Annotated in this window: 6 protein-coding genes; 5 read left to right on the forward strand and 1 reads right to left on the reverse strand. The window is 39.3% G+C overall.

Annotation, left to right across the window (positions count from 1 at the left end; translation table 11 throughout):
- Positions 1 to 3 precede the first annotated feature (3 nt).
- The 5 genes from E1J38_RS01395 to E1J38_RS01415 all read left to right on the forward strand — a co-directional run bounded on the left by E1J38_RS01395 (position 4) and on the right by E1J38_RS01415 (position 11,328).
- On the forward strand, positions 4 to 1,524 hold the full coding sequence (locus E1J38_RS01395) for a RagB/SusD family nutrient uptake outer membrane protein (protein ID WP_133354626.1): 1,521 nt from the start codon (positions 4 to 6) through the stop codon (positions 1,522 to 1,524).
- Positions 1,525 to 2,197: 673 nt separating this feature from the next.
- Complete coding sequence (locus tag E1J38_RS01400; RefSeq protein ID WP_133354624.1) at positions 2,198 to 5,095, forward strand: DUF8487 domain-containing protein; 2,898 nt, start codon at positions 2,198 to 2,200, stop codon at positions 5,093 to 5,095.
- A gap of 60 nt (positions 5,096 to 5,155) precedes the next feature.
- Positions 5,156 to 6,622: a sulfatase family protein gene (locus E1J38_RS01405; RefSeq protein ID WP_133354622.1), complete on the forward strand. Its 1,467-nt coding sequence runs from the start codon at positions 5,156 to 5,158 to the stop codon at positions 6,620 to 6,622.
- Between the two features lie 52 nt (positions 6,623 to 6,674).
- On the forward strand, positions 6,675 to 8,189 hold the full coding sequence (locus E1J38_RS01410) for a sulfatase family protein (protein WP_133354620.1): 1,515 nt from the start codon (positions 6,675 to 6,677) through the stop codon (positions 8,187 to 8,189).
- A gap of 22 nt (positions 8,190 to 8,211) precedes the next feature.
- Complete coding sequence (locus tag E1J38_RS01415; RefSeq protein WP_133354618.1) at positions 8,212 to 11,328, forward strand: glycoside hydrolase family 2 TIM barrel-domain containing protein; 3,117 nt, start codon at positions 8,212 to 8,214, stop codon at positions 11,326 to 11,328.
- 104 nt (positions 11,329 to 11,432) lie between these two features.
- Here E1J38_RS01415 and E1J38_RS01420 read toward each other — a convergent pair whose 3' ends face one another.
- On the reverse strand, positions 11,433 to 13,031 hold the full coding sequence (locus E1J38_RS01420; protein ID WP_255449751.1) for a sulfatase: 1,599 nt from the start codon (positions 13,029 to 13,031) through the stop codon (positions 11,433 to 11,435).
- Between the last annotated feature and the right edge of the window lie 5 nt (positions 13,032 to 13,036).

Consider the following 13,036-nt stretch of genomic DNA (forward strand, 5'->3'; position numbering starts at 1 on the left):
ACAATGAAAATATATAATTCAATTTTAAGGTTAAGAAATGTGTTATTTCTTGTTATCGTTTTCGCTATTACTGGTTGTGACGAAGAGTTTTTAAACATACCACCCGAAACTTTTCAAACAGATGGTAATTTCTACAAAACTGAGGCAGATTTTGAACAAGCCACCATTGCTGTTTACTCTGCACTACAAAAATATGTAACAGATGCTTATATTCTCGAAGAAGTAAGATCTGACAATACCATGCCTGATCAACTTCTTGATGGTGGTCAACTTGGTGGTAGCCGACAATTCAACTTTATAGATCGTTTCACTATGGATTCTGGAGCATTTTGGATAAATGTATCCTGGACCTTAATATATGATACCATTAAAGATATTAACTTTACCCTATCTTTTTTAGAGGGTGCTGATCTTAATGAGGACTTTAAAAAGCGTACCGAAGCAGAACTTAAATTCTTTAGAGCTTATTTCTATTTTGTTGCTGTACGTTATTGGGGAGATACTCCCTTGGTATTAGAACCTATAACATCTCCAGAACAAGCATTCGCAATCACCAGAACTCCTGCCGCTACAGTTTATGAGTCTATTATTTCTGATGCTAACTTTGCTGTGTCTGCTTTACCAACATCTTACTCTGGAAGCGATGTCGGGAGAGCTACTCAGGGAGCTGCAAGAATGTTACTAGCCAAGGTATATTTAACCAGACAAGACTATGCTAATGCCCAATCTCAGCTAAATAATATTATTGGTTCTAATCAATATAGTTTACTAGATGATTATGCAGCAGTTTTTGACCCAACAAATAAAAACCATGATGAATCTATTTTTGAAGCACAATTCAAAGAAGGTCCAGAAGGTGAATCTAGTAGATTTATTTACACCTTTGCACCATTAGATTCTAGAGGTGTGGTTGTTGTAGGTCCCGATGGTGGCGGTGGAAGAAATATTCCCACTAACAGTATTGTTAATGCTTATGAGCCTAATGATTTAAGAAAAGATATCTCTATAGCCTATTTTGACAGAAACCCAAGTCCCGTTTGGTATATTAAAAAATATGATAATGATTCTGATCCAGAATTTGCTAGAACACCTGATAATTGGCCAATTTACAGATATGCTGATGCTTTGCTTATGCAAGCAGAAGCAATCAACGAGCAGGGCTATCAAACCGACACACCTTTTAATTTACTTAACATGGTAAGAACACGTGCTGGTTTACCTACATTGACTCCTACAGATTTACCTAATCAAGCCGCTTTTAGAGATGCTATTGCACACGAGAGACGAGTTGAACTAGCCTTTGAAAATCATCGTTGGTTTGATTTAGTAAGAACTGATAAAGCTGTTGAAGTAATGACTGCACATGGTGAAGAAGAACTTGCAAACCCAACTATGCCTTCATCAGATATTGTTGGTATAGAACCTGAGTCTTATATCATAACAGCTGATGAGCTACTCTACCCTATCCCTATTAGAGAATTAGAAGTTAGTCCTAATTTACAGCCACAAAATCCTGGATATTAATACAAAAAATGTAAATTAAAACGCAAATTCAAGTATAACTGATAATAGGATGTTCGCTTTATATGGCGACATCCTGTAATCAGGTAAAAGAAAGTTAAGCAAATACGTGTAAAAAAGGCCCCGAAATTTACTAATAGTGCTACTTACAGACCAATAGCGCTGTAGAAGTAACATATAATACTAGACCCCAAGTGTAAACACTGCTAACTTAAATAGTTTTGCTGGAATAATTGTTAATTTTAAAAGCACAAAATTATTAATACCTTTTGCTTTCCTTTTAGAACATCGCTTTTTAACTCAACAAAACCATTAACTCATGGGGTTTATAAAGGAATGCTGTAACTAAAGTAAAAGTATTCGTTAAAGACGATGTGATATGGTATACATTAATAATAAAAGGTACGTAGATATACACTGTAGATTAAAAAAATTTAGCCGCTAGTATAAAGAAGGAAGATTTAAAATTTTGAAAAGACAATGATGACTAGATAAAAACCCAAACTGAAAATTTGGAAAAATTATGATGTATAAATCAAGTTAAACATCTATTTTGAACTTGACTCACTAGGGAATGGAAGTTGTGGCCTCAGACCTATGGAAAAGTATTGGTTAAAACCGCTTGCTGAAGAGTACCAATTCATAATAAAATTATAAGTAAATTACAAATAGTTAGATGAAAGAAACAATATTTTATATCCTATTGCTTGTGCCGTGTAACTTTGCTTTTGCACAGGAATCACTTAACCTTTCAGGAGAATGGCAATTAAAACTTGATCCGCAGAAAAAGGGTATTGAAGAGCAGTGGTTTAAAGAAGTTGCATTCAATGAGGTGCTTCAATTTCCGGGTTGTATTCAAGAACAGGGCTTTGGTGAAGTACCTGGTCCAACGACAATTTGGTGGGATGGTGAAACTCTGGAAGGTTGGTTTAAAGAAAGGCCATGGTTGAGCGAGTACAGCAATGTTGAAAACTTTAAAACGCAAGCCTTTTTGGTGCCCGACCGATATTACATAGGTGCTGTATGGTTTAAGAAAGAAATTGAAATTCCAAGCAACTGGAACCAGGAAAATGGCGTTCTTTTTCTCGAACGCTGCCATTGGGAATCCCAATTGTGGGTCAACGGCGAATTTGTAGGTTCAAATCGAAGTCTGGGTACTCCTCACGAATATCTATTAAAGAATTTACAAGCGGGAAAACATACCATTGTATTGCGAATTGATAATTCCCCATTAGTGGATGTAGGTTCAAGGGCACATGCAACTTCTGACCAAACGGCTGGTACCTGGAACGGTATTGTGGGCAAAATGGAGTTAAGAAAGCAAGCTCCTATTAGCATCAAGTCTGTTCGCACCTTTCCAAATATTAGTGAAAAGTTGGTCAATGTTGAAGTTGAGATTGAGGGCTTACAAACGCTCAAAAAAGCCACCTGGGAAATTGAAGCGGATGCTAGAGGGTATAATGGAAATGGACACGATCCCACACCGCTTACTTTTTCGGGAGAGGTCGAAGCCGACTCCAAGATGCTTGTTCATTTAACCTATCCTTTGGGCGACGGAATGCAAGTATGGGATGAGTTTGATCCTAATTTGTATAACCTTTCCCTTAAATTAAGCGTTAAACAGAAAAGAAAAATATTCTTGGACAGCTTTGCGCTTAATTTTGGAATGAAGGAGTTTAAGGTAGATGGCTCCCAATTTACAATTAATGGGATAAAAACGTTTATAAGAGGAAATGCAGATTGTGCTGTAATGCCCAAGACAGGTTATGCTCCAATGGATGTGGATGCATGGAAAAGGGTATGGCAAGTTTATAAAGATTTTGGACTGAATATGGCTCGCTTCCATTCGTGGTGTCCACCGCGTGCTGCCTTTGTTGCAGCCGATGAGATGGGGATTTACCTGGCACCGGAAGTCATGGAGTGGGCGTCTGTAACTACACAGGAACAGCTGGACTTTTTCCTTGAAGAGTCGAAAAAGATTTTAGACACCTATGGCAATCATGCCTCATTTATTCAAATGGGCTTAGGGAATGAAAAGGGAGGAAAACCCGAGATATTTAAAACATTGCTAGAGAATTGGAGAGCATGGGACAGTCGCCATTTATATACCATTAAGGCCAATGCCAATTACGAAAAGCAAGGCTTTTGTAATGAGGGTGCCGATTTTGAAGTGCTCCGAAAGTCAGGGAAAGAGCCTACTGTGCCGGCTCGTTACCAGGCAGGTTGGCCTCCGAAACCTCAAAATTCAGCATTTATAAACAGGGCTCCTCAGACCGTTATCAATTGGCAGGAGGCGGTTAAAAGGGAGAAGCGCCCCATCATTCAGCACGAAACAGCACAAATTTGTGCTTTCCCTGACATTGAATCCGAACTACCCAAATACACGGGTTATTTGAAAGCCACTTACCTCGAAATTGCCCGGGAACAAATGAAAGCAAAAGGCGTATATGAACAGCTACCAGAGTTCGTTGAAGCGTCGGGTAAATGGCAAGTCGCCCTTACCCGTGAAGAAATGGAAGCCGCCTACAGAACACCGGGTTTGGCGGGGTACCATTGGTTAGGATTAGCCGATTTTACCGGACAGCATACTGCACCGGTTGGTTTTACGGATGCTTTTTACGATGCAAAATCGTATGTAAACCCTGAAGAAGTGGGGCAATGGAATGGCTCTACAGTTTTACTGGCCGCTATGCCTCAACGCATACTTACTTCTATCAACGATTTTAAAGCGGATATTTTGGTGAGCCATTTTGGTAAAGAAAGCTTGGACTTGCAGGTTATTGCCGAATTGAAGAACGAAGCAGGAGAAGTGCTTAAGCGCTGGACACTTCCGCAAAAAACGATGACTCAGGGTAGTGGGCAAAAAGTGGGTGATATTTCAGTATTTAAGCTAGAAGTTCACCAAGCAAGCCGTTTGGTTTTGGAATTAAAATCTTCCGATAAACAATTTTTTAATACCTATGACTTGTGGGTATTTCCAAAGGTTCAGAAAATAGAAATACCTAAAAATATTGTCGTGGCGCAAGTTTGGGATGCCAATGTTCAGTCTCAATTAGAACAAGGAAAAACTGTTTTATTATTGCCTCAGCAGAAAGATTTAAAAGATCAATTACCCATTTGTTTTACCAACCATTACTGGACGAGTTTTGGTAAAAACGAAGGGCAGTCATCAGCAACAGGGGTGCTGTTTGATACTTCACACCCCATTTTTCGGGATTTCCCAACTGAGAAGCACATCAACTGGCAATGGTGGGATGTACTTACCTATGCACATCCTATGGTGTTGGATTCTTATGACTCGGAAGCAGCCTGGCCTAAAGACTACCAATCGGCCATGCAGCCCATCGATAGTTGGAAAATCAACCGTAAACTATCACTTTTCACAGAAGCAAAAGTGGGGAATGGCAAATTGGTCATTTGTTCCATCGATATTGAAAATGATTTAGATAAACGCCCGGTAACAACCTTGCTACGCAATAATATATTGAAGTACATTTCTTCAGACGATTTCAATCCATCGACTGAAGTGAGCGCAGAAATGGTAAAGGAAATTTTTATTAATGATGAAAAATAAATTAATGAATTTACATTATTTATGCAATTATAAATAAGTCACAAAAAAATAAATATAAAAATGAGAAATCTATTATTCCTTGCAGCAGTGCTATTATTAGCATCCTGCCAATCAAAAAAAGACGAACTCAAGCCCAATGTAATTTTTATTTTGACCGACCAATGGCGAGCATCATCCTTGGGTTATGCCGGCGATGATATGGTACAAACGCCGCATTTAGATGAATTCGCAAAGGAAGCCGTTAATTTTAAAAATGCGGTTTCGGTAACTCCGGTTTGCACGCCTTACCGGGCATCCTTAATGACAGGGCGTTATCCTTCCTCTACAGGTATGTTTATAAACGACCTGTACTTGCCATCGGAAGAATTGTGTTTTGCTGAAATCTTTAACGAAGCAGGTTACAACACTGCCTATCTGGGGAAGTGGCATCTCGACGGCCACGGGAGAGGAAGCAATGTTGCCCCGGAACGTCGTCAGGGCTGGACATTTTGGAAAGGGTCGGAATGCGACCACAATTATGTAAATGAACATTATTTTGAGAACGACAACCCAAATAAAAAACATTGGGAAGGCTATTCAACATATGCCATTGCCGATGAGGCCAATAAATACATGGAGAATCATGTGAATAATGACAATCAGTTTTGTTTATTTGTTTCGCTCGGAACTCCACATTTTCCGCATGAAACGGCTCCCGAAGAATTAAAAGCTTTGTATCCGCCGGAAAAACTAATACTTCCGCCAAATGTTCCTGAAAGCTGGGAGGAAAAAGCCCGGGAAGAGTTGCAGGGGTATTACGCCCATTGCACAGCAACCGACAAAGCTATTGGCGATATCATCAGTAAAATTAAAGAACTGGGGATTTACGACAATTCGATAATTGTTTTTACATCCGATCATGGTGAAATGATGGGTGGGCACGATTTTCGACCATACATGAAACACCAACCTTTTTCCGAATCGGCTAATGTGCCATTTTTGGTGGCTTACCCCAATATGGGAAGCAATGCCGGGAAATTGGCCGAAGCAGCCATTACCACCCCCGATATTCTGCCTTCCTTACTGTCCTTGTGTAATATCGATATTCCCGAGGCCATTGAAGGTTATGATTTGTCGCCGGTATTTAAGGCACCGGAACAAGACAAAGAAAGAGCCGCTTTATACATGAATTTAAGTCCCTTTGGGATCGCATTTCCAACCGACGAGTACCGTGCTGTACGCACAAATCAGTACACCTATGTACAAACACCTGATGGACCATCTATGCTTTTCGACGATAAAAACGATTTCTATCAGATGAATAACCTTGTAAATCAACCAGAGTATAAGGAAGTGCAACAAAAGCTTGAAAAACAATTAATGGAAGAACTTGAACGTATTGGAGAAACGGAAATTCATCCGCGCGAATATTACCTTAAAAAATTCGGCTATTATGGTCGGGAAGAATTCCGTGAAAATTATCACATCGACAAAGTAAACAATGTAAAAACCGTTGTAAGCCCTTATAAAACTTTTGAAATAGAATAGTGCGTATTGCGGCATTAACCACAAAATGCCCGAAAGCCAATAGTATAATAAAATGAAGATAACAGCGAAATACTCATGCATGCTACTGATGCTAATAGTAGTATTTAGCTCCTGCAAAAAACACGAGCAACCCACAAAGCCCAATGTTGTTCTTATCTATTTGGACGATTTGGGTTATGGCGATGTAAGTGCCTATGGAGCAACGGAGCTTAAAACACCTAATATGGATATGTTGGCCAATGGAGGGGTGCGTTTTACGCAGGGTTACTCAACCTCGTCAACCTGTACACCAAGTCGCTATGGCTTGCTAACAGGTATCTATCCTTGGCGAAATAAAGATGCGCACATTCTTCCGGGTTCGGCACCGCTTATTATCGATACGGCCGTGATTACCTTACCAAAAATAATGAAATCAGCAGGCTATCATACCGGTATTGTGGGAAAGTGGCACTTAGGATTGGGTGATGGCAGCCTGGATTGGAACGGCAAAGTAGCACCTGGTCCCAATGAGGTTGGTTTTGATTATTCTGTAATTATGGCAGCTACACAAGACCGTGTGCCTACCATTTATATCGAAAATGGATATGGCGTAGGATTAGAAAAGAATGATCCAATCTATGTGAATTACAAAAAGAACTTTGAAGGGGAACCAACAGGTGAGACCCATCCAGAATTGGTAACAATGAAGCCCCATCACGGACATAACAATTCTATTGTCAATGGTATTCCGCGCATAGGATTTATGAAAGGTGGGAAAAATGCGTATTGGAAAGATGTGGATATTGCGGATTATTTCCTCAATAAAGCCAAGAAATATGTAAAAGCCCATAAGGACGAACCCTTTTTCTTGTACTATGCTTTACAGCAACCACACCAACCACGCACCCCTCACCCTCGCTTTGTAGGAACAACAACTATGGGGCCTCGCGGCGATGTAATTATGGAAGCCGATTGGTGCATCGGTGAGTTAATTAAAACGCTTGAAGTGGAAGGGCTTATGGAAAACACGCTTATCATATTCTCAAGTGATAACGGTCCGGTGTTAAATGATGGCTATTATGATGATGCTCTAGAAAAACTTGGTAATCACAAGCCTGCAGGCCCATTACGAGGAGGAAAATACAGTTTGTTCGAAGCAGGTATGCGTGTGCCATTTGTTACGTACTGGAAAGGTATTATCAAACCTAAAGTTTCTGATGCGGTGATTTGTCAAATTGACTTATTGAGTTCTTTTGCAACACTATTAGGTGTAGGAGCTCCGAATACTGATAGTAAAGATGTGTTGACTGCTCTACTGGGCAAGTCTGATCGAGGAAGAGAGAACCTTGTGATTGGTGAAATAAGAAGAACAGCATACCGAAAAGGTGATTGGGTTTTTATTCCAGCCTATCCTAAGCGCCCTCGTGTACAAAAGAACGTTAATATTGAAACAGGATGCGATGTAGTGGAGCAGTTGTATAACCTAAAAGAAGACATAGGGCAGCAACATAACTTAGTAGAAAGTAACCCTGAGAAATTAGAAGAATTACGGACAGAGTATAATACAATTTTAAATTCCGATGATTGATTAATTACAAAATATTAGTAACATGAAGTATCAGTATATTAAGGTGATTTTGAGAAAAGTAGGATTTGCAATAGGCGTGCTTCAGATCATTGGAAGTGCAAACGCCCAATCCAACGATTGGGAAAATCAACACGTCACCCAAATTAATAAAGAAAAACCGTCAGCAACTTTGTTTTATGACGACAGTTCGGATGATGTAACTTCGCTCAACGGCATTTGGGACTTTGCGTATTACGATGATGTGAGCCAAGTACCTGCCAATGCTAAACCCGAGAAATGGAATAAAATAGAAGTGCCGGCAGCCTGGGAAATGCAGGGATACGGTACACCTATTTATACCAATCAAATCTATCCGTTTGATAAAAACCCGCCTTTTATTGCCGGTATCAATGGCAATCCTGTGGGGATTTATCAAACCGAATTTGAGGTGGGTGAATTGAAAGACAAAAACGTATATGTGTATTTTGGAAGCGTTGCCTCTTCTTTTTATTTATGGATTAACGACCAAAAAGTTGGCTACAGTCAGGATTCGTGGTCGCCAGCAACCTTCTATATTTCATCTTATTTAAAGAAAGGAAAAAATACCTTACGTATGCAGGTATTTCGTTGGAGCGATGGTAGCTACCTCGAAGACCAGGATGGTTGGCGTATGAGTGGAATTTTCAGGGATGTATTTTTGGTAGAAAAAGAAGCGGTACACATTCGTGATTACTTTGTAAAAACAGATTTAGTAGGTGATGGTGCCAAACTGAACCTGCAAATTGATTTAAGCAATAAGTTTGAAAAGAAACTAAAGAAATACAGTCTGCACATTTCTGTAAAGGACAATAATGGAAAGGTACTGACTGATCAGGAAGTGGATGCGGATGTCGTGGTGAATGTTTCAACAGATTTTGCAAGCATTACCCCTTGGTCAAACGAAGCGCCCAACCTGTATGGATTAGAAATTCAATTAAAGAAAGGCGATGAGCTTATTGACGAACTTCAAACAAAAATTGGGTTCAGAGATATTGCGATATCCAATAAACACGAATTGTTGCTCAATGGAAACCCATTTATTATTAAAGGAGTAAATGTGGTGGAACACGACCCAATTTATGGCAAATACATCACCAAGGAACGTATGGAGCAGACGGTTAAAATGATGAAGCAATACAATATCAACACCATTCGTACGGCTCATTATCCGGCGTCTCCTTATTTGTATAAATTATGTGACGAATATGGCATTTTGGTGATTGACGAAGCCAATGTAGAATCGCAAGGAATGAAGTATGAAGAAGCATCTTTGGCGAAAGATTCCAAATGGGAAAAAGCACATGTGGAACGACTGGAAGCTATGATGCACCGAGACAAAAACCATCCATGTGTGATACTTTGGTCTTTTGGTAATGAAGCGGGTAATGGCGTAAATATGGAAGCCATGCAGCGCGCAGCCAAAGCGTTAGACACTTCACGACCAACGCACTATCATATTATTGATGGCGGCGTGTCTTACGATACCTACGGTGGTGGTATCATTAAATTTGGGAAATACGACTTTTTTGGGCGTTACCAATCAGTAGATGATTTAATTCACTTGGGTACTGAGGGTACCGATCTTCCCTACTTACTCAACGAATTTGCCCACTCCATGGGGAATAGCACCGGTAATTTACAGGAATATGTAGATGTATTTGAAAAATACCCTAACCTGATTGGTGGATGTATTTGGGACTGGTCAGATCAAGGGGTGACAAAAGGTACAGATGGGACTTATGGCGTAAAAATAAATGATGTGGAACAAGCGCACCAAAAGTGTAGAATGCCCGGACAGGATTATTATTGGGCTTACGGTGGTAGCTTTGGCGATTCCCCCAATTCCGGGTCTTTCTGCATCAATGGTTTGGTATTACCCGACCAAACGCCTACGAGTAAAACCGAGGAGGTGAAAAAAGCTTATCAGGAAATTGCATTCGACTTGAAAGATTTTACGAAAGGGACAATCGAAATCAACAATAAGTACCACGTCACTAATCTACAGGATTTTGATTTTGAATGGTCTTTGCTGAAAAATGGTAAAAAGTTAACTGGTGCACCCTTTAGCTTAAGCTTGAAAGGTTTATCTAGCACCAAAATTAATTTGCCACAATGGCAAGCGGTGGACAATACAAATGACGAGTATGTATTGCAATTGTCAGCAAAACTAAAGGAATCCACTTTATGGGCAGAAAAAGGCTATGAAATTGCTTTTGAGGAATGGGTAATGACTCCTCAAGAACAAAAAGAAATGCTGTTGAGTGCTGAGGGGGAAGTTGCCGTTGAAGAACAAGGCGATCAGCTTGTGATTAAAGCTTCGGAACATACCTTCATTTTTGATAAGGAAAGTGGAAACCTGCATAAAGCACTTAAAAACGATAAAGTAATCATTTCTGATGGTATGGCACTTTCATTTTACCGTGCGCCTGTCGATAATGACCGTTCGTTTCGTAAGGATTGGAATAACTTCCGTCCTGATAGTTTACAATGCTCGGTCGAGTCTTTTGAGTTTGAAGTGCTAGAAGGCAAAGCTGAAATTACCATTGTGAAAACACACGCATCTCTTAACCAAAGCAGTGGTATAAAAACGCGCGAAGTGTTTTCAATAGCGAATAATGGGCTTGTTTCAGCTACCTTAAATGTGGACTTTTTTGGTAAAGAATTACCCGCATCTTTGCCGCGTATCGGATATACAGCCAAAATCCCCAAAGCGTACAATCAGGCCGAATGGTATGGCAAAGGACCCGGCAGTTCTTATTCTGATCGTAAAACCGGGATGCGCATGGGCGTCTATAATACAACCATAGAGGACTTATTTACCAACTATATTAAACCACAAGCCAATGGCAATCGCTCAGAAGTGCGTTGGGTAGAAGTAAAGGGGCAGGATACGCAATTACATATTAGTAGTAACAAGCCGATAAACTTTTCCTTGCAAAAATATGATGCGCACCAATTGGCAAAGGCACGTTTTTCTTATCAATTAAAAGAGAATCCCTACCATATATTGAACATCGATTTTGAGCAGGGTCCTGTGGGTAACGGAAGTTGTGGTCCCCAACCATTGAAAGAATATATGGTGAAACCAGAAGCTAAAGCGTATCAATTAAAAATAAAATAGTTTTTGAGTTAGTTTTGTTTTAGTTTTTTTGAAAAGGAGATGATAATATTTCATCTCCTTTTTTCATTTAAACAATACAACCAGTATTAAATTTTTAACACTCTTTAATCATGATAAACTTGACTGCCCCACCAATCATCATTAGGTTTAAAATCTGGAGATAACATATCCAACCTTTGCTTTTCCAAATTTGGTAATTTTTTGTTTACCAAATTGTTCAAATATTGATTTCGTTTATTAGCATCAAACTCGGTATCAGTTATTGGATATGCTGCATTAACTTCTTTTAACCATGCGAGTAGTTCATTGCTTAAATTATTAGCGATATCCGAATACTGAGATATTACATTCTCACTATCATTCTCTTTAGAAGGCAATTTAAACAATTCTTCTCGCCCATCTTCCCAATAATGAATAAGCTTCCAACCATTTTTTTGTATGATGGAAGAAGGCTCACCTCCTTGATTTCCATAATGCGGATAATGCCAAAACAATGGTCTTTTCGTATCAAAATCTTTACCTTCTAAAATGGGTTTCAAACTTAAACCATCCACATGCTGATTTGCATTCAAAGGCAGGTCTGCTAAATCCAAAAGTGTAGGATACAAATCTGTACTTACAACAGGCACCTCTGATGATTTTATACTTTTTAACCAAGGAACGTTAATAAAAAAGGGCTCTTTTATACCGCCTTCCCATTGGTAGCCTTTACCACCTCTTAATGGCAAATTACTGGTAGCATAGTTATCTCCTGAAGCCACACCGCCATTATCAGAAGTAAACACCACAATAGTATTATCATCAATTCCATTATCTTTTAAAGCTTTTAAAACTACACCTACGGCATCATCCATAGATTCTACCAATCCACCATAAACAGGATTGTCTTGAATTTGTCTTATGGGTAAAATACGTTCCATCTGGTAACCAGAATTGGCTATCCCCATGCTATCTGCTTTATTTCTAAATTTACGCCATTTTTCTTGGGTAGTTTGCACAGGTGCATGTACTGCATAAAAGGATAAGAATGCAAAAAACGTTGAGTCTTTATGTTTACTTATGAAATCTGCGGTTTCGTTTGCCAAACGTAGGGTTAGATTTTCACCTTTTAGTTTATTTTTAAGCTTAGAATTGTTCCATGGGGCGAAAAAACCTCCTCTTGGACTTCCTGCGTCAATGCCCGCAATATTAATATCAAAACCATGATCTTCAGGATAAGAGCCCTCACCTCCTAAATGCCATTTACCAGCAAAAAAGGTTTTGTAACCTTGCTCCTTAAAAGCTTCTGCCATGGTTATATCTTCTTTTGGTAATTGCATCACATAATTTGCTGGCAACATTTTATCATGTCTATTTCTTATACGCCAGTCTTTACCTGCTTTTGCACCAATCCAATCGGTAATACCATGACGCGCCGTAAACTTTCCTGTCATAATACTTGCTCTAGACGGACTACAAACTCTACTTGCTGCATAGCCATTGGTAAACATAACACCCTCGGTTGCTAATTTATCTACGTTAGGCGTTTCATAAAATGTACTACCTGTAATACCTAAATCGTGATACCCTAAATCATCAACTAAAATGAATAGTATGTTTGGTTTTTTATCAATTTTAATGGTTTCTGGTTGATTCCTTTTACAACCCAAAAAATTGATAATTACAACAAAATATAATACCTTAATAGAACTTGTTACTTTCACTTTTT

This window comes from Seonamhaeicola sediminis, assembly GCF_004358095.2.
Classification (GTDB): Bacteria; Bacteroidota; Bacteroidia; order Flavobacteriales; family Flavobacteriaceae; genus Seonamhaeicola; species Seonamhaeicola sediminis.